The sequence below is a fragment of the Bradyrhizobium sediminis genome, assembly GCF_018736105.1.
Classification (GTDB): domain Bacteria; phylum Pseudomonadota; class Alphaproteobacteria; order Rhizobiales; family Xanthobacteraceae; genus Bradyrhizobium.
The window spans coordinates 5,199,523-5,217,010 of the sequence record NZ_CP076135.1; the positions used below are offsets into that span (position 1 = coordinate 5,199,523).

The window sequence follows — 17,488 nt, forward strand, 5'->3', positions numbered from 1 at the left end:
CTCTTACCTCTCCCATCGGGAGAGGTCGGATTTCTTGCCTATGTTCCCGGCGACCGCCGATGCTGCGACATCGCAACGGCTACGGCATCAGCGCTCGACGAACGCCTTCTCAATGACGAAATGGCCGGGCTCGCCGTGGCTGCCTTCGAGAAAGCCGCGGGTCTCGAACATCGTCCGCAATTCTTCCAGCATCGCCGGGCTGCCGCACATCATGATGCGGTCGGTCTCGATGTCGAGCGGCGGCTGGCCGATGTCGTTGAACAGCTGCTCCGAGGTGATCAGGTCGGTGATGCGGCCGCGGTTGCGGAACGGCTCGCGCGTCACGGTCGGATAATACTGCAGCTTCCCGGTCAAGAGCGGTCCGAACAATTCGTCGTCGCGCAGCTTCGCCACCAGCTCTTCGCCATAAGCGAGTTCGGAGACCTGCCGGCAGCCGTGCACCAGCACGATGCTCTCGAACCGGTCGTAGACGTCGGGATCCTTGATCAGGCTCGCGAACGGCGCCAGACCCGTTCCGGTCGACAGCAGCAGCAGCCGCTGGCCCGGGATCAGGTTGTCGGCGACCAGCGTGCCGGTCGCCTTACGTCCGACCAGGATGGTGTCGCCTTCCCTGATCTTCTGGAGCTTGGAAGTCAGCGGTCCGTCGGCGACCTTGATCGAGAAGAACTCCAGCGATTCCTCGTGATTGGCGCTCGCCATGCTGTAGGCGCGCAGCAGCGGACGGCCATCGACCTCGAGGCCGATCATGGCGAACTGCCCGTTCTGGAATCGGAAGCCGGAATTGCGGGTGGCGGTAAAGCTGAAAAGCGTATCGGTCCAGTGCCGGACGGAAAGAACTTTCTCTCGATGGAATGCGCTCATGTGTTTTCGTTTTTCCTGTCGGCCTGACGTGGAACGAACGGTTGTTCGGCCTCGAGAGAGGCAAAAAACCCCTGCAATGTCTGATGATTTGGCGCTTCACCTACGCCAAAACGAGAGATAGTCAACCAGCCTTGAAGCGCAATTGCGCGCTCGGAATGGCAGTCGATTCATCTCGAAGACCGGTTCAGAAAATCTTCATCGCCTGAGCGGCGCATACGCAATTAACTTGCTGAAATACGTGCCGTTGCGGCAGGAAATTGCCCCCGCGACCTCCGAAATTTCGTTAAAGATAAAGCATCAAGAATGGAATGCCAGATCGCCGGATATTGCATGCGCGACTTGAAAGATTTTCGAGCGGGAAAACCGGGCTTCTATCCGGACCAGGCGGTCTATGCCGCCTATGCCTGCGCCGAATTCGGCCTCGCATTCGCGGATCGCGACGGCGGAACGGGGCTGGTGTTCAGCGTCAGTTCGACGGCCGGCTGCGTTCATTTCGGCGCCGGGCGCTGCTCATGCTATCCGCAGAACAACGCCACCGCATCGACGCTGGCGTCGGACAAATACTTCACCAGCCGGATTCTCGAACAGGCCGGCGTCGCGACGTTGGGCGGCGAATATTTCTTCCTTTGGGACCGCCACCGCGCCCATCGCCCCGCGGGGCATGAGCGCGAGGATGCGCTGGCGCATTTCCGGAAACTGGGTGGATCGGCTTTCGTCAAACCCCTGACCGGTTCGCGCGGCGATTTCGCGCAGGCGGTGCATGACGAGGCCTCGCTGGTGCGATATCTCGGCGAGGTCGCGCCCTACTACGACGCGATCCTGATGCAGCCCATCGTCGCGGGAACTGAATACAGGGTGTTCCTGCTCGACGACGAGGTGCTGTTTACGGCGCGCAAATATCCGCCCTCGCTGCTGGGCGACGGCGTCCGCCGCATCCGCGATCTCCTGACCGCGCACAATGACGGCTTGCGATCTCGCGGCCTTTCGCCGGTTGCCGTGAGCAACGATCGCGGCACGGCGCTCGATGCCGTGCTAGCGAAGGGCGAGCGCTGGGACATTCCCGGACGCATGAACCTGAGCGCCGGCGGCACGATGCGGCTCGAACCGCTGCCTTCCGAACCCGCGCTGGCGCTGGCGAAGCAGGCCGTGAGCGCGCTCGGACTGCGCGTCGCCGCCGTCGACCTGTTCACCGATATCGGCGGCGACCCCGGCGCGGTACGCGTGATCGAGGTCAACTCCAACCCGTCGATCCGGCTCCTGGAGCAATCGCAGCGCGGCGACCTGATCCTGAAAATCTGGCACCATACCTTTGCCGCGACGGGACTGCTCGGTGTTTGACCTCCCGAAATATGGCGACGGCGTCTGCCTGGCCCGGATGGCCGAGCTGCTCGAGGCGCTGGCGATCGATCGCGAGCGCCTCGCACGCGTCTCCGTCGCCGTCACCGGGTCCAACGGCAAGGGGTCCACCGCGGCGCTCTGCGCCGGCATCGGCCGCGCCTATGGCCTGCGCACGGGCATGTTCACCTCGCCGCATCTCTATCGTTTCAACGAGCGGGTTCAGCTCGATGGCGCTCCGATCGGCGATGACGATCTGGCGCGGCTGAAACGGCGGATCGAGGCCGCGATCGCCGAGGTCTCACAGCGGCGTGGCGAGCAGTTCGGCGCTTTCGAAGCGCTGTTTGCGCTGGCCTGCCTGCATTTTCAGGAGTGCGAATGCGAGTTTGCCGCCTTCGAGGCCGGCATCGGCGGGCGCTACGATCCGGTACGTCTGATCGGCGCGCCCGTCGCCTGCGTCACCTCGGTCGATTACGAGCACGTCGAACTGCTCGGCCATTCCCTTGAATTGATCGCCTCCGACAAGAGCGACGCCTGCGCCGCCGGCGGCACTGTCATCTATGGCGAGAATTGCCGGACGCTGCGGCCGCACCTGATCGAATACAACCGCAATCGCGACATTGCCTCGCTGTTCGTTCGCGAGCAGATCGGCATCGACAGCGAAGTCGCATCGGCGTCGGGGCTGCGGTTCGATTATCAGTTCGGATATTACGATTTTCGTCACGTCGAAATCGGCTTGCCCGGCGCGTTTCAGATCAATAACGCAGCCATTGCGATCACCCTGTTCCTGCTCTGGCTGCAACGCACGCACCCCCGCAAGGCTCTCGACCGGATTGAAGCCGCCGTGCGAGCCGGTCTGAGCGATACGCGTTGGCCCGGTCGCCTCGAAACGATCAGGCAAGATCCGCTCACGGTGATCGACGTCGGCCATACGCCCGACGGCGTCCGGCAAGCGCTCGCCGGCCTCAAGGCGATCCATGGCGCGGACGGCTGGGTTCTGGTGACCGGCGTTTCCCGCGACAAGAAGGCCGAGGAGATCGCGGGCGCGCTGGCGCCGTCCTTCGACACCATCATCTGTACGCGCGCGCACCACAAGGGCGCCGACGCCGAGCTCATCGCCCGGGCGGTGCGGGCGGCCAATCCGCAGGCCGCCGTTCACAAAGCTGCCACCATCGAGGACGCGGTCGGTATCAGCGAAGTACTCGCCGCCGCCCAAAATCGAAAGATCTACGTCGCCGGCGGACTGTTCCTAGCGATCGAATACGCGGTCGTCGCGCGAGGTGGCCGTGCGGAGGAACTGACGTTCTTTTGACGAGGCTCAAGTGCAACCCCTCATCCTGAGGAGCGCGCCCTTGCGCGCGTCTCGAAGGATGCAGGCCCGGGCCACATGGTTCGAGACGCGCAAAGATGCGCTCCTCACCATGAGGGTCGCAACCACCGCCGCGTTTGCCAGAATGTTCCCGTTGTGGAATGAACGCCCGCCGATTAGCGTCACGCGCAATGCTTATGGGTAGTCGGGCGCTTTCAGCGCGCCGACTACATCGAGAACCGAGGGTTAGGGAGAAACACCATGAACGGCACCGTCAACCGCCAGATCCTGCTGGTCGAAAAACCCACCGGAAAACTCGGCCCCGAGCATTTCAAACTGTCGAAGGCCGCCATTCCCGAGCCGAAGGACGGCGAGGCGCTGCTGAAGGTGCGCTACATTTCGCTCGACGCTGCCAACCGGGCCTGGATGCATGGCGCGACCTATCGCGCGGCGGTCGAGGCCAACACGGTGATGGCCGGCGGCGGCATCGCCGAAGTGGTGTCGTCGAAAGCGCCGGGACTTGCGGCCGGCGATATCGTGTTCGGCGACACCGGCTGGCAGGACTACGCCGCGGTGCCGGCCAAGCATCTGTCCAAGATGCCGAAGATGGAGCCGATGACGCATCTGCTCAGCGTCTACGGCATCGCTGGGCTGACCGCCTATTTCGGGCTGCTCGATGTCGGCAAGCCGAAGGCCGGTGAGACCGTGGTGGTTTCGGCGGCCGCGGGCTCGGTCGGCTCGATCGTCGGCCAGATTGCGAAGATCAAGGGCTGCCGCGTCGTCGGCATCGCCGGCGGCAAGGACAAATGCGACTGGCTGGTCAACGAGCTCGGTTTCGATGCCGCGGTCGACTACAAGGACGGCGCGGTGTTCAAGGCGCTGCGGGCGGCGGCACCAAAGGGCATCGACGTCTATTTCGACAATGTCGGCGGCGACATTCTCGAAGCCTGCATCGCGCTGATGAACAATCGCGGCCGCATTGCCTGCTGCGGCGCGATCTCGCAATATGACGGCGTGCCGTCGGCGCACGGCCCGCGCGGCGTACCCGGCCTGATCGTGGTGAAGCGGCTCACCATGCAGGGCTTCATCGTGATGGACTATATGGATCAGCGCGATCAGGCGCTGAAGGACCTGCAGTCCTGGGTCGCGTCAGGCAAGTTGAAGGTCCAGGAGGACGTCATCAACGGTCTCGAGAATACGCCGAAGGCGCTGATCGGACTATTGGCCGGCGAGAACCGCGGCAAGCGCATGGTGAAGGTATAGGCCCGGACTCTATCAGTTGTCGTCCCGGCGAACGCCGGGACCCATACTCCGCGGCGGGTGTGATGTGGAAAGCCGGCTGACATTCTGCGCAAACGAGAGGACACGGCGTGTGGGTCCCGGATCGGCGCTCGCCATGCTCGCTTGTCCGGGGCGACGGAGATCTTGAATGCCCGGGCATGACGAGCAAGCCTAATGCGTCACGCCCGGCGTCGGCGCAACCGGCTGCGGCGCGGGGGATTCGCTCGTCCGTCCCGCCAGCCAGTTCTCGAACCGCTGCACCACGACGAAGAAGGTCGGGACGAACAGCACGGCGAGGCAGGTCGAGGCGATCATGCCCGAGAACACGGTGATGCCGATCGACTTCCGGGCGCTGGCGCCGGCGCCGGTCGCCAGCACCAGCGGCACCACGCCGAGGATGAAGGCGAACGAGGTCATCAGGATCGGGCGGAACCGGGCCCGCGCCGCCTCGATCGCGGATTCCATCAGCGGCTTGCGGCCGCGTACGTGCAGCTCCAGCGCCACCTCCACGATCAGGATGGCGTTTTTCGCCGACAGCGCGATCAGCAGGATAATCCCGATCTGGGTGTAGAGGTTGTTCTCGATCCGCAACGCCGTCAGCACCGACATCGGGCCGAGTAGCGACAACGGCACGGCGAGGATCACCGAGATCGGCGCGTACCAGCTTTCATATTGCCCGGCCAGCACCAGGTACACGAGCAGCAAGGCAAGGCCGAACGCGAAGTAGATCTGGCCGCCGACGACTTTCTCCTGGTACGACATCGCCGTCCATTCATAGCCGGTCCCCGCCGGCAGGGTCCTGGCGGCGATCTCCTCCATCAGCGCCATCGACTGGCCGGAGCTGTAGCCGGTGGCCGGCAGGCCGATCACGGTCGCGGACGGATAGAGATTGTACAGGCTGATCAGCGAAGGGCCGACCGCCGGCGTGATCTTCGCCACCGTGCCGAGCGGAATCATGTCGCCCTGGCTGTTGCGCACCATCAGCTTTTCGATATCCCGCGGCGTCAGGCGGAATTGCGCATCCGCCTGGGCGTAGACCTGGAAGGTGCGCCCGAACTTGTTGAACTGGTTGACGTAGGTCGAGCCCATATAAGAGGACAGGGTCGAGAAGATCTGGTCGGTGGTGACATGCAGGGTCTGGGTCTTGATGCGGTCCACCTCGACGTCGAACTGCGGCACCATCGAGCGGAATGACGAACTGACGCGCTGCAGCGCGCTTTGGGTCTGCGCGTTGGAGACGATCGCGCCGGCGATCGCCTGCAGTTTGCCGAAATCGGCATTGCCGTCTCGCAACTGGATCTGCATGGCGAAGCCCGCGGCGTTGCCGATGCCCTGGATCGGCGGCGGCGGGATCACCAGAATCCGGGCCTCCTGGATCACGGACAGCTTCTCGTTCAGGCCGACGAACAACGACCGCAGATCCTCGCCCGGGCCGCGCGCGCTCCACTCCTTCAGGACCAGGTAGGCGACGCCGGCACTGGACAGGCTCGAGGAATTGTCGAGCGCCGATATGCCGGCGATGCCGATCACCTGTTCGACGCCCGGCGACTTGCCGGCCAGTTCGCTGACCTGATGGAGCACGCGCTGGGTACGGTCGAGGGCGGCGCCATCGGGCAACTGCACCGCGACGAGCAGATAGCCCTGATCCTCGATCGGAATGAAACCGGTCGGCACCCGCGACAGGCCGTAACCGGCGATGCCGATCAGGATCAGCGCCGATATCACCGACAGATTGCTGTGCGCGACCAGGCGGCCGATCAGCCCGGCATACCCCCGCTCGAGGCGGTCATAGACGGCGTTGAAGCCGCGATAGAAGAAGTTGCGCTGTTCAGGCGGCACCGGCCGTCGCAGCCACAGCGCGCATTGCGTCGGCTTCAGCGTTGCGGCGTTGACGGCGCTGAGCAGCGCGGTCGCGGCTATCACCAGCGCGAATTGCGCGTACATCCGTCCCGTCAGCCCCGGCAGGAACGCCGCCGGCAGGAACACCGAGATCAGCACCAGCGTGATGCCGACGATCGGCGCGAACAGCGCATCCATCGCCTTGATCGCCGCGTCATGGCCCGACATGCCCTGCTCGATATTGTGCGCGGCGCCCTCGACCACGACGATGGCGTCGTCCACCACGATGCCGATCGCGAGCACGATCGCAAACAGGGTCGAGATGTTGACGGTGAAGCCGAGCGCCGCCATCGCAGCAAAGGCGCCGATAATCGTCACCGGCACGGTGGTGGCAGGGACCAGCATCGCCCGCCAGTCCTGCAGAAAGATCAGGATCACGATCAGAACCAGAAAGCCGGCCTCGATCAGGGTCTTGTAGACTTCCTTGATCGATTCCGAGACGAATTTGGTGGTGTCGAACGGCGTGTCGTACTTGATGTCCTGCGGAAATCCCTTCGCCAGCGCCGCCATCTTGGCCTCGACCGCCTTCTCGACCTCGAGCGCGTTGGCGCCCGGCGACTGGAATACGGCGATGCCGGTGGAAGGCCTGTTGTTGAGCGAGAATATCTGGCTGTAGGTCTGCGCGCCCAGTTCGACCCAGCCGACGTCGCGCACCCGGGTGACGTCGCCGCTGCTGCCGGTCTTGACGATGATGTTCTCGAACTGGCTCTTGTCGTCGAGCCGTCCGTTGACGTTGAGCGTGTACTGGAACGCCTGCCCGGCCGGCGTCGGCGGCGCGCCGACCTGGCCCGCGGTGACCTGCTGGCTCTGCTGCTGGATCGAGGAAATGACGTCCTGCGGCATCAGCCCGCGGACCTGCAGCTTGTTCGGGTCGAGCCAGACCCGCATCGAATACTGGCCGGCGCCGAACACCGTGACATTGCCCACCCCCGGCAGCCGCGACAGTTCGTCCCGGATATTGATGGTGGCGTAGTTGGAGAGGAAAAGGCTGTCATAGGTCGCGTTCGGCGAAGTCAGCGTCACGAACAGCAGGATCGCCGTCGACCTCTTCTGCACGGTGACGCCCTGGTTCTGGACCGACTGCGGCAGCTGCGACAGCGCGCTCGACACCCGGTTCTGCACCAGCACCTGCGCGAAATTGAGATCGGTGCCGATCTTGAACGTCACCGTCAGCGAATAGGTGCCGTCGGCGCCGCTGTAGGACTGCATGTAAAGCATGTCCTCGACGCCGTTGACCTGCTGCTCGATCGGCAGCGCCACGGTGTCGATCACGGTCTTGGCGCTGGCGCCGGGATAGCGGGTGGTGACCTGCACCGTCGGCGGCACCACGTCGGGATATTGCGCGACCGCGAGGCTGAACAGCGCCACGCCGCCGATCAAGATCATCAGGATCGCGATGACGTTGGAAAGAACCGGCCGCTCGATGAAGAATTTCGAAATCATGGGCCCGGTCCTATTTGGCCGACGCCGGCGACGATTCGATCTTCCGCAGCTGCGGATCGACCTTCTGGCCGGGGATCGCCCGCAGCAGCCCGGCGATGACGACGCGATCGTCCGACTTCAGGCCGCTTTCGATCACGCGCAGACCGCCTTCCAGCGGCCCGGTCTGCACCTTGCGCTGCTCGACGACATTGTCCTTGTTCACCACCAGTACGTAGCGTCCGGCCTGGTCGCTGCCGAGCGCCGCGTCGGGCACCAGCAATGCGTTCTGCTGCTGATCGAGGGGCACGCGGATCCGGACGAAAGAGCCGGGCAGCAAGGCCCGGTCGGAATTCGGCAGCACGCCGCGCACCGCCAGCGTACCGGTCGACTGGTTGATGGTCGGGGCGGCGTAGTCGAGCTTGCCGTTGTGCGGATAGCCGTCTTCGGTTTGCAGCCCGACCTCGATCGGCAACTGCCGGAGATCGTTCACCGTCATGCCCCGCCGGCGCGCTTCCTCGCGAATCCGCAGCACGTCCTGTTCGTTGACGCTGAAATTCACGTAGATCGGATCGAGCGCGACGATGGTCGCCAATTGCGTCGGCGACGACGCGCCGACCAGTTCGCCGACCGAGATGAGATGCGCGCTGACGACGCCGTCGAACGGCGCCGTGACGGTGGTGTAGCCGTAATTGACCTGCGCGATCCTGGTATTGACCTGGGCCTGCGCGAGGTTGGCCTGCGCGTTGTCGCGGGCGGACGTCGAGGTGTCGAGCGTGGCCTGCGAGACGACTTGCCGCGAGACCAGTTCGGACTGGCGCTTGAAATCGGCCTCCGCCTGTTTCAGCGACGCCTGCGCGCCGGCCTCGGCCGCCTGCGCCTGTTCGAGCTTGAGCTTGTAGGTCTCGGGCTCGATCGTGAACAGCGTGGTGCCCTGCTTGACGAAATTGCCGTCCTGGTAATCGATCGATTGCAGAAAGCCCTGCACCCGCGCGACCAGATCGACGCTCTTGATCGGAGCGGTGTTGCCGGTGGCTTCGAGAAAACGCGTGATGCCTTGCTGCGCCGGCACGCCGACATCCACCTTCGGCGGCGGCGGCGGCACGAAGCTGTTTTGTTCGCAGGCACTCAATGTAACGAGCGCGAACAGCGCGAAAGCAGCACGGCAGGCCCCGGCGACTCCTTGCCGCACACCGCCGTTCGGACCGCTGCATGTTGGCGAACGCGCAGGCATCATTCGCGGGCCCCAATTTGTTCTCGTTCCGAAAAGCTTTTGGTTCGGAAGCAGGCCATCCATGGATAGCAACAATCTTCTTGCAGAGGAACCTGAAACCGAAAATGATGATGCTGCTTTCGAAATTTTCCCTGTCACCCTTTTGTCATCCCTCTACTGAATTTTGCTTCGATTGCAGCGGCGGCTCAAGCGACACGATAAGGATTTCTTCAAATGATCAACACGTTAAAACATCGGGCAATGATGGCAACCGCCATGTTCATGGTGGTGACGCCGGCGTTTTCACAAGCGCCGACCGATGCACAACGCAGCGCCATCCGGTCCGAATGCCGCGCCGACTATCAGGCGCTTTGCGCCAGCGTGCCGCCGGGCGGCGAAGCGTCGCTGCAATGCCTGCAGAAGAACATGCCGAACCTTTCGTCGGGCTGCGCGGGGGCCGTGCGCGCGGTGGGACCTGCCGCAGCGCCGAAGGCCGAATCCGCTCCGGCCGCGGCACCCAAGGCCGAGTCCGCTCCGGCTGCAGCACCGGCGAAGCCCGCTGCAACAACCTCGGCGCCGGCGGCAGCGCCGGCCGCTGCCCCCAAGGCGGCAGCTAGCACCGCGGCGAAACAGCCAACCGATGCGCAGGTTTCCGCGATCCGCACCGCGTGCCGCTCCGACTATCAGAAGGTTTGCGCCGGGGTCCCGACCGGCGGTTCTGCGTCGCTGCAATGCCTGGATATGAACAAGGCGAAGACGTCGGGCGGCTGCCAGCAGGCCCTCAACGCCGTTAGCGGCGGCACGGCCGCGCCTGCCGCAGGCGTCGCTACCGCCGCAGCCGCCAGTCCGGGAGCGGCGCCCGCCGCGGCTGCGCCCGCGCCGGCCTTGAGGCTGCGGCCGATGCTGCCGCGCGAGGAGTTGTTCGTGTTGAGGTCGGCTTGCAGCGGCGACGTTCGCGGGCTCTGCGGCGGCGTCGCGCCCGGCGGCGGCCGCATCATGCAATGCCTGGCGAACCAGCCCGCCACGATTTCGTCCGCCTGCAAGCAGGTGCTGGTGCAGTTCGCCGCGCCGTAGACCGGCATTAGGCGCCGTTCCGCCGGCGTCCCCGCAAGGCCGCCGGTCATTCCAGAGATCACCGACACAAGATAAGGAAACCACCAATGCTGCGCTCGATACTGATGACCGCCGCCCTGCTGTGCGCCACGCAAACGGCGTTCGCCCAGGAGCTGACCGCCGAACAACGCAGCGCCTGCATGGGCGACTATGAAAAGTATTGCAAAGGCGTCGTGCCCGGCGGCGGAAGGATTATCGCCTGCCTGGCCAAGGAGAACGACAAGATCACGCCGGCCTGCAAGAAAGTGCTGGCCGCCGCGGAAAAGAAGTAGGCTGCCTTCGCACATCGCCGCACGCGGCGCATTCCGGCAGGATAGCCGGGCTCAGCGTGACGCTGCGGGACCCTGGCTGGTCGTCCAGCGGCCGCCGATCTTTTCCGTCAAGGTGCGGCAGACCTGCATCAGCCTTTCGACCACGGCCTGGTCATGCCGGCGGTCGAAGGCGGACGTCGCGATCACGGTGACGACGAGGGCGGCGCGCGCCTGGATATCGAGAATCGGCACCGCGGTGGCCCGCAATCCCGGGATCAGCATCTCGTCGACGGAGGCCGACATGGCGCCCCGCACCTTGCTGCGGATGGCGTCCACATCGGCGGCGCGCTTGTTGCTGGATTTTTCAATGTCGATCGCGCCGGCCGCTTCTTCGTCATCCATGAAGCTGAGGAAGACGTGTCCGGTGGCCGAGCCGAGCAGCGGCAGCACCGATCCAACCGTCAACGACGTCGTCACCGGCGGGCGGCCGGCGTGCCAGCGCACGATGGTCGGGCCGAGCGGGCCGCGGGCCGCGACCAGCGTGGTGCGTCCGGTCTCGCGCGTGAAGGCAGCGATGGCCGGATCGGCGTCCGCGAAGACGTCGGTGCGCGCGAGCGCCGCAAGGCCGATCTGGATCGCCTGCGGGCCGAGGTCGTAACGCCCCGATGAGGCGTCCTGATGCGCCATGCCGGAAGCGATCAGGCTGGCGAGATAGCGATGGGCCTGGGAGGCGGACAGGCCCGATCGCTTCGCCACCACGCCGAGCGTGGCCGGTTCCGGCTCGGCCGCCAGCGCGGCCAGCACGCGGAAACCGATATTGACCGACTGAATGCCGCGCCGGGGGGACGGCGTCGCATCAGACTCTCCGCCGATGCGCAGGCCCTTTACCGCTTTGCTGGTCGTTACCGGGCGAGGCTTCCTGGTGCGCATGTCGGATCTCGATCAGGGCCTTGGGCCGGGGTTAGGTGCAGCGGCGTCGAGCATCGACATGAATTCTTCGCTGAGCGGCGCGCTCTTGATCGTGCCATCATCCTTCAGCTGCGCCCAGGCGCGGATTTCATATCCGGTTCCGATCAGCTTGGCCTTCGAGCTGAACCGATAGTCGACCCTGAAACGGCGCTCGCCGGCCCCTCGCACGGTGATCTCGATGTCCAGGACGTCGTCGTAGCGGGCGGGCGCCTTGAAATCCGAATGGGCTTCCACGATCGGCGTGACCGCCCCGAAGCGCTTTCGCAGCTCGCGCTGGCTCAGGCCGCAGCTGCGCAGGAGCCGCTGAAAGGCGCAGTCGAACCAATAGAAGTAGTTGGGATAAAAGACGATTCCGGCCTCGTCGCAGTCGCCCCATTCGATCGTGAAGCTGGTCGTGAACATCGGTTCCTCCGTTTTCCACTATTGCATATTTGGCAATCGATTGTACCATGTAAAAAAGCGATGGAGGAGCATGTGCGTATCGCCGTGATCGGCGGGGGCCCCGGAGGTCTCTATTTCTCGTACCTCTGGAAGAAGCGCCACCCGGACGCCCAGATCGACCTGTTCGAACAGAATCCGGCCGGCGCCACCTGGGGCTTCGGCGTGGTGTTCTCCGAACAGGCGCTCGAATTCCTGCGCGCCGACGATCCCGACACCGTCGAGGCGATCGCGCCGCGGATGGAGAGCTGGAAGAACATCACCCTGAATTTGCGCGGCGAGAGCGTCGAGATCGACGGCGTCGGCTTCTCGTCGATCGGCCGGCTCGAGCTTTTGACCATCCTGCAGCAGCGCGCCCATGCCGTCAGCGTCACGCCGCAATATGAAACGCTGCTGCAGTCGCTGGATCAATTGACCGGCTACGACCTGATCGTCGCGGCTGACGGCCTGAACTCGCTGGTGCGCCGCGGCTTCGAAGGCGACTTCGGCACTTCATTGTCCTATTCCACCAACAAGTTCGCCTGGTACGGCACCACCAAGCGCTTCGAGACGCTGTCGCAGACCTTCGTGAAGACCGACCTCGGCACCTTCAACGCCCATCACTACCGCTACTCGCCCTCGATGAGCACGTTCCTGGTCGAATGCGATGCCGCGACCTGGCAGCGCTATGGTTTCGCCGACAAGAGCATCGAGCAATCGCAGGCGATCTGCGAGCAGGTCTTCGCCGCCACGCTCGGCGGACACAGGCTGGTGTCGAACAAATCGGTGTGGCGCAACTTCCCCTGGATCTGGAACGAACGCTGGTCGTTCAGGAACATGGTGCTGATCGGCGATGCCCTGCATACGGCGCATTTCTCGATCGGATCGGGCACCCGGCTCGCGATCGAGGACGCGATTGCGCTGGTCAAGGCGCTGGAGGCCGAGCGCGATGTGTCGACGGCGCTCGACCGCTACCAGGCCGATCGCAAGCCGATCGTGCACAAGCTGGTGAAGGCGGCGCGGACCAGCGCCGACTGGTACGAAAACTTCCCCGAACATATGAAACTCGGTCTGATGGATTTTGGTTACAGCTACATCACCCGCTCCGGCCGCATCGACGATGTCAGGCTGCGCGCGATGTCGCCGGCTTTCATGGCGCGCTACGAGGCGTCGAAGCGGCCGTTGCAGCAGGGCGGGAGCCGGACATGACGCGGCCGGATCGCATGCCGGAGATCGCCGACGGCGTGCCGCCGGACAGCCCCGGTGCGCGCGAAATCGGCTTTGCGATTCCGCAGACCTACAACGCCAGCCGCATCCTGTTCGACAACCTCGGCAAGGGCCGCGGCGACCGGCCGGCGCTGGTCGGCCCGGGCGGGTCGTGCAGCTATGCCGAACTCTGCGCCGAGGCCTGCCGCTGGGGCCACGGCTTGATCTCGCTCGGGCTGAAGCGCGGCGACCGCGTGCTGATGTTTCTCGACGATACGCCGGCCTATCCGGCGGCATTCTTCGGCGCGGTGCGCGCCGGCTTCGTGCCGCTGTTGATCAACACGCTGACGCCGCCGGATCTGCTGCAATTCTATCTCGCCGATTCCGGCGCGGCGGTTGCCGTCACCGACGCCGAATTTGTCGCGCGCTTCGACGCGCAGGCCTGCAAGGATACGCGGCTGCGCACGCTGATCGTGGTCAATGGCGCGGCTGGCGATCACGCGGTGCCGGACACGATCATCACCGAGCCATGGCTGCAGGGATTTTCCGCCGAGCTCGCGGAAGCCGGCACCGGCCGCAACGAAATGGCGTTCTGGATGTACTCGTCGGGCTCGACCGGACGGCCCAAGGGCATCGTCCATCTGCAGCACGACATGGCCTACAGCGAGGCCGCCTTCGCGCGCAACGTGCTGAAGCTTGAAGCCAGCGACATCTGCTTCTCGGTGCCGAAGATGTTCTTCGCCTACGGCTTCGGCAACTCCATCACCTTCCCGTTCGCGGCCGGCGCGGCGACGCTGCTGCTGCCGGGCCAGCCGAAGCCGGCCACGATCTTCGCGGCGATCGAACGGTTCAAGCCTTCCGTCTTCTTCGGCCTGCCGACGCTCTATACCTCGCTGACCAAGGCCGACGGCGCGGCCGACACGGATTTCTCCTCGCTGCGGATGGCGCTGTCAGCCGCGGAAGTGCTTTCGGCCGAGGTCTTCAACGGCTGGAAGCGGCTGACCGGCCTCGAAATCGTGGAGGGGCTGGGATCGACGGAAGTGCTGCACATCTATCTCAGCAATCGTCCGGAGAAGAAAAAACTCGGCGCCGCCGGGCTGCGCGTGCCCGGCTATGAAGTTGCCTTGAAAGACAAGGAGGGCCGCGAGGTCGGTGACGGCGAGGAAGGCATCTTGTGGGTGCGCGGCGATTCCAACACGCCGCTGTACTGGAACCGGCCGGACAAATCGGCCGAGACCATCCGCGACGGCGGCTGGATCTACACCGGCGACCGCTTCGTGCGCGATGCCGACGGCTTCCATTTCTTCCGCGGCCGCGCCGACGACCTCATCAAGATCTCCGGCCAGTGGGTCTATCCACTCGAGGTCGAGCTTTGCCTCGCCGAGCATCCCGCCGTGCGCGAATGCGCGGTGTTCGCCGCCGAACTGCCCGACCGGCGCATGACCCTGAAGGCGGTGGTGGTGATGAACGACCGCGGCTTCGATGCAGGCCATGCGACGAAGATGCTGCAGGATTTCGTCAAGGCAAAACTGCTGCCCTACAAATATCCGCGCGAGATCTCCTTCATCGAGGAATTGCCGAAGACCGGCACCGGCAAGATCGACCGGCAGGCCGTGATGCGGATGTAGCCCAAATGAACCCGGTGCCGTCCCCGCGAAAGCGGGGACCCATAACCACCGATGTTTGCTGGTACGATTGATAGCCGCTCCAGCGTCTTTCAACATACGCATCGGTGGCTATGGGTCCCGGCTCGCGCTTCGCTTGGCCGGGACGACGGATAGTTTTTGTCTATCCGCCCAGCCCCGTCCCGCCATACAGCCACTGGAGGTGCCCGTAATAATCCTCCGACGTCTTGGCGCCCATGATGGCGTTGCGGATGCGGGCGTGTTCGCCGGCGGGATGATAGATGTGTTCGCCGATGGCGCGGGATTGCAGCTGGATCCGCGCGGTGCGCGCGAAGCGCTGCGACAGATAGTGCTTGAGCGCGGCAGAGTGATCGTCCGGATAGGCGTCCAGCATGTGCGACAGGCACACCGCGTCCTCCAGCGCCATGCAGGCGCCTTGCGCGAAATATTGCAGCGTCGGATGCGCGGCGTCGCCAAGCAGCACGACGCGGCCGTCGATCCAGCGTTCCATCGGGTCGCGGTCGCACAGCACCCAGAGCTTCCAGTTCCGGCCGTGACGGATGATGTTTTGCGCCCGCTGATGCACATGCGCAAAGCCCCGCATCACTTCGTCATGGGATACGGCCTGACCTGCGACCGGCGCCGGCGCTTCGTTGTGATAGGTGACGACGAGATTGAACACCTTCCAGCCCGACAGCGGGTAATGCACGATGTGACACTTCGGCCCGGCCCACAGCGTCGCCGCGTTCCAGCGCAGGTCTTCCGGCATCTCTTCGGTCGGAATCACCGAGCGATAGGTGGAATGGCCTGAAACCCGCGGCGGTCCGTCGGCGGCGACCTGCTTGCGGATGTTGGACCACAGCCCGTCGGCGCCGATCAGCAACGATCCCGTGATGCGTTCGCCGGAAGCCAGATGCGCCGTCACCGAGGAGCCGTCCTGATCGTAACCCATCACTTCGCTGGAGACGCGCAGCTCGATCAGCGGGTGGTCCCGGCACGCCTTCAGGAACACGCCGTGCAGGTCGCCGCGATGCACGACGCCGTAGGGGTTGCCGAACCGGGTGCGGAAGGCTTCGCCGAGATCGATGTGGGTGATCTCCTCGGCGGTCAGCGCATCCATCAGCCGCAGCTTGTCGATATAAACCGCCATGCCGCGCGCGGCCTCGCCGACGCCGAGATAGTCGAAGGCGTGGAACGCGTTGGGCCCGAGCTGGATGCCGGCGCCGATCTCGCCGAGCGCCGAGGCCTTTTCCAGCAGGATCGAGGCAATGCCTTTCTGCGCCAGCCCGAGTGCGGCGGCGAGGCCGCCGATGCCGCCGCCCGCGATCAGGACGGGCCGTTTGCTTACCGTCATCAGCCTGCCTTCCCGAGATGTTCGAGCGCGTCTTCGGCGCGCAGCGGCACGCGCGAGGCCTCGTTGCTGAGATCGACCAGTTGCGTCAACAGCGCCAGCAGGGTCTTGCGGTCGGCGGGCTTCAGCGGCTGCAGCATCCGCGCCTGCGCCCGATCGACCGACGGCATGATATCGCGCAGCAAGGCCGCGCCTTCCCTGGTCAGATAGAGCAGCTTTATTCGCTTGTCGCCGGGCGAGGGCTTGCGCTCGATATGGCCCTTGCTCTCCAGCCGCTCGATCACATTGCCGAGCGTGGAGCGGTCGAATGCGATCACGGCGGACAGCCGCGTGGCGTCGATGCCGGGATGGGTGTGGATCGCGACCAATGCGGCAAATTGCACCGGCGTCAGGTCGTAGGCCCGGCACTCCTCGACGAAGATCGACACCGCGATCTGCTGCATCCGGCGGAACAGATAGCCGGGCGCATCGTAGACCGCGTCCATCGTCACCGACGTTGGCTTACTCGGCATCGGGCTGCCTGTCCGGTGCGGCGTCGGTAAACGCCTTCATGGCCTGTGCCGCCGCTTCGGCCCTGAGCAGCCGCGGATAGACCGAAACATCGACACCGAAGCGCCGCGCGTTGAACAGCTGCGGCACCAGGCAGAGATCGGCGATGGTCGGCGTGTCGCCAAAACAGAATGGACCGGGCTCGCTCGCGATCAGGGCCTCGCAAGCGGCAAGGCCCTCGCGGTTGGCCCAGGCCGCCCAGCCCGTCACCTGCTCCTCGGGCAGGCCGAGTTCGCGCAATCGCGCCAGCACTTTCAGATTCTGCACCGGGTGGATATCGCAGGCCACGGCCTGCGCGAAGGCGCGAACCTTGGCGCGGCGCAGCGGATCATCAGGCAGCAGCGGCGGCTCGGGATGGGTTTCGTCCAGCCATTCGATGATGGCGAGCGACTGGGTCAGCACCGCGCCCTTGTCGTCCTGCAGCGCCGGGACCAGCCCTTGCGGGTTGAGGGCGAGAAAAGCGGGATCGCGCTGTTCGCCCTTGCGCAGGTGATGGGAGAGCTGATCGGCACGCAGACCCTTCAGATTCAACGCGATTCTGACCCGGTAGGACGCGCTGCTGCGGAAATAGCCGTGCAGCTTCATGACCAGCCTCCCCCTCAAATCTCTTGTTGGTCGTCGTTACCTGATTGACGATAGTCATATTGTAAGTATACTGTCAATCATTGAAGCCAACGATAACCCTCAAGG

Annotated in this window: 15 protein-coding genes; 7 read left to right on the forward strand and 8 right to left on the reverse strand. The window is 64.7% G+C overall.

The annotated features are described in order from the left end of the window. Positions 1–87: 87 nt before the first annotated feature. Positions 88–861: a ferredoxin--NADP reductase gene (locus KMZ68_RS24775; RefSeq protein WP_215613719.1), complete on the reverse strand. Its 774-nt coding sequence runs from the start codon at positions 859–861 to the stop codon at positions 88–90. 330 nt (positions 862–1,191) lie between these two features. Here KMZ68_RS24775 and KMZ68_RS24780 point away from each other — a divergent pair, with 330 nt between their 5' ends. The 3 genes from KMZ68_RS24780 to KMZ68_RS24790 all read left to right on the forward strand — a co-directional run bounded on the left by KMZ68_RS24780 (position 1,192) and on the right by KMZ68_RS24790 (position 4,768). Further along, on the forward strand, positions 1,192–2,199 hold the full coding sequence (locus KMZ68_RS24780) for an ATP-grasp domain-containing protein (protein ID WP_215613720.1): 1,008 nt from the start codon (positions 1,192–1,194) through the stop codon (positions 2,197–2,199). Continuing rightward, on the forward strand, positions 2,192–3,508 hold the full coding sequence (locus tag KMZ68_RS24785; RefSeq protein ID WP_215613721.1) for a bifunctional folylpolyglutamate synthase/dihydrofolate synthase: 1,317 nt from the start codon (positions 2,192–2,194) through the stop codon (positions 3,506–3,508). The genes KMZ68_RS24780 and KMZ68_RS24785 overlap by 8 nt, the downstream gene beginning before the upstream one ends. 258 nt (positions 3,509–3,766) lie before the next feature. After that, on the forward strand, positions 3,767–4,768 hold the full coding sequence (locus tag KMZ68_RS24790) for an NADP-dependent oxidoreductase (RefSeq protein ID WP_215613722.1): 1,002 nt from the start codon (positions 3,767–3,769) through the stop codon (positions 4,766–4,768). 189 nt (positions 4,769–4,957) lie between these two features. Here KMZ68_RS24790 and KMZ68_RS24795 read toward each other — a convergent pair whose 3' ends face one another. Together KMZ68_RS24795 and KMZ68_RS24800 are read right to left on the reverse strand one after the other, a co-directional pair. Further along, positions 4,958–8,128, reverse strand: coding sequence for an efflux RND transporter permease subunit (locus KMZ68_RS24795; protein WP_215613723.1), 3,171 nt, complete (start codon positions 8,126–8,128; stop codon positions 4,958–4,960). 10 nt (positions 8,129–8,138) lie between these two features. Further along, a complete protein-coding gene (locus KMZ68_RS24800) occupies positions 8,139–9,338 on the reverse strand; it encodes an efflux RND transporter periplasmic adaptor subunit (protein ID WP_215616463.1) in 1,200 nt (399 codons plus the stop codon). Positions 9,339–9,551: 213 nt separating this feature from the next. Between KMZ68_RS24800 and KMZ68_RS24805 the strand changes: the two genes are divergently transcribed. Together KMZ68_RS24805 and KMZ68_RS24810 are read left to right on the forward strand one after the other, a co-directional pair. After that, positions 9,552–10,391, forward strand: coding sequence for a hypothetical protein (locus KMZ68_RS24805; protein ID WP_215613724.1), 840 nt, complete (start codon positions 9,552–9,554; stop codon positions 10,389–10,391). Between the two features lie 86 nt (positions 10,392–10,477). Continuing rightward, positions 10,478–10,702 carry a cysteine rich repeat-containing protein gene (locus KMZ68_RS24810; RefSeq protein WP_215613725.1) on the forward strand — a complete coding sequence of 75 codons (225 nt, stop codon included), beginning with the start codon at positions 10,478–10,480 and terminating at the stop codon, positions 10,700–10,702. Positions 10,703–10,753: 51 nt separating this feature from the next. Here the strand turns inward: KMZ68_RS24810 and KMZ68_RS24815 are convergent, their stop codons facing one another. Together KMZ68_RS24815 and KMZ68_RS24820 are read right to left on the reverse strand one after the other, a co-directional pair. Continuing rightward, a complete protein-coding gene (locus KMZ68_RS24815; RefSeq protein WP_215613726.1) occupies positions 10,754–11,611 on the reverse strand; it encodes an IclR family transcriptional regulator in 858 nt (285 codons plus the stop codon). Between the two features lie 12 nt (positions 11,612–11,623). Beyond that, positions 11,624–12,052 (reverse strand): acyl-CoA thioesterase, encoded by a 429-nt coding sequence (locus tag KMZ68_RS24820; protein WP_215613727.1) that lies wholly within the window; start codon positions 12,050–12,052, stop codon positions 11,624–11,626. Between the two features lie 72 nt (positions 12,053–12,124). Here KMZ68_RS24820 and KMZ68_RS24825 point away from each other — a divergent pair, with 72 nt between their 5' ends. Together KMZ68_RS24825 and KMZ68_RS24830 are read left to right on the forward strand one after the other, a co-directional pair. Continuing rightward, positions 12,125–13,276, forward strand: coding sequence for an FAD-dependent monooxygenase (locus KMZ68_RS24825; protein ID WP_215613728.1), 1,152 nt, complete (start codon positions 12,125–12,127; stop codon positions 13,274–13,276). A 14-nt stretch (positions 13,277–13,290) separates the two neighbouring features. After that, on the forward strand, positions 13,291–14,901 hold the full coding sequence (locus KMZ68_RS24830) for a benzoate-CoA ligase family protein (protein ID WP_371741486.1): 1,611 nt from the start codon (positions 13,291–13,293) through the stop codon (positions 14,899–14,901). A 160-nt stretch (positions 14,902–15,061) separates the two neighbouring features. On the opposite strand, the gene KMZ68_RS24835 is transcribed toward KMZ68_RS24830, so the two are convergent. The 3 genes from KMZ68_RS24835 to maiA are packed head-to-tail and all read right to left on the reverse strand — an operon-like array spanning position 15,062 to position 17,383. Further along, positions 15,062–16,252 carry a 3-hydroxybenzoate 6-monooxygenase gene (locus KMZ68_RS24835; RefSeq protein WP_215613730.1) on the reverse strand — a complete coding sequence of 397 codons (1,191 nt, stop codon included), beginning with the start codon at positions 16,250–16,252 and terminating at the stop codon, positions 15,062–15,064. Then, complete coding sequence (locus tag KMZ68_RS24840; RefSeq protein ID WP_215613731.1) at positions 16,252–16,761, reverse strand: MarR family winged helix-turn-helix transcriptional regulator; 510 nt, start codon at positions 16,759–16,761, stop codon at positions 16,252–16,254. The genes KMZ68_RS24835 and KMZ68_RS24840 overlap by 1 nt, the downstream gene beginning before the upstream one ends. Further along, positions 16,751–17,383, reverse strand: a complete 633-nt coding sequence (gene maiA, locus KMZ68_RS24845) for a maleylacetoacetate isomerase (RefSeq protein WP_215613732.1) — start codon at positions 17,381–17,383, stop codon at positions 16,751–16,753. Before maiA ends, KMZ68_RS24840 begins: the two co-directional genes overlap by 11 nt. Positions 17,384–17,488 lie beyond the last annotated feature (105 nt).

Bases quoted from the DNA above. Each gene is read 5' to 3' on its own strand.
- KMZ68_RS24815 (WP_215613726.1), bottom strand. From the start codon at position 11,611: ATGCGCACCAGGAAGCCTCGCCCGGTAACGACCAGCAAAGCGGTAAAG.
- KMZ68_RS24810 (WP_215613725.1), top strand. From the start codon at position 10,478: ATGCTGCGCTCGATACTGATGACCGCCGCCCTGCTGTGCGCCACGCAA.
- KMZ68_RS24805 (WP_215613724.1), top strand. From the start codon at position 9,552: ATGATCAACACGTTAAAACATCGGGCAATGATGGCAACCGCCATGTTC.
- KMZ68_RS24795 (WP_215613723.1), bottom strand. From the start codon at position 8,128: ATGATTTCGAAATTCTTCATCGAGCGGCCGGTTCTTTCCAACGTCATC.
- maiA (WP_215613732.1), bottom strand. From the start codon at position 17,383: ATGAAGCTGCACGGCTATTTCCGCAGCAGCGCGTCCTACCGGGTCAGA.
- KMZ68_RS24840 (WP_215613731.1), bottom strand. From the start codon at position 16,761: ATGCCGAGTAAGCCAACGTCGGTGACGATGGACGCGGTCTACGATGCG.
- KMZ68_RS24830 (WP_371741486.1), top strand. From the start codon at position 13,291: ATGCCGGAGATCGCCGACGGCGTGCCGCCGGACAGCCCCGGTGCGCGC.
- KMZ68_RS24790 (WP_215613722.1), top strand. From the start codon at position 3,767: ATGAACGGCACCGTCAACCGCCAGATCCTGCTGGTCGAAAAACCCACC.
- KMZ68_RS24835 (WP_215613730.1), bottom strand. From the start codon at position 16,252: ATGACGGTAAGCAAACGGCCCGTCCTGATCGCGGGCGGCGGCATCGGC.
- KMZ68_RS24780 (WP_215613720.1), top strand. From the start codon at position 1,192: ATGCGCGACTTGAAAGATTTTCGAGCGGGAAAACCGGGCTTCTATCCG.
- KMZ68_RS24775 (WP_215613719.1), bottom strand. From the start codon at position 861: ATGAGCGCATTCCATCGAGAGAAAGTTCTTTCCGTCCGGCACTGGACC.
- KMZ68_RS24820 (WP_215613727.1), bottom strand. From the start codon at position 12,052: ATGTTCACGACCAGCTTCACGATCGAATGGGGCGACTGCGACGAGGCC.
- KMZ68_RS24800 (WP_215616463.1), bottom strand. From the start codon at position 9,338: ATGCCTGCGCGTTCGCCAACATGCAGCGGTCCGAACGGCGGTGTGCGG.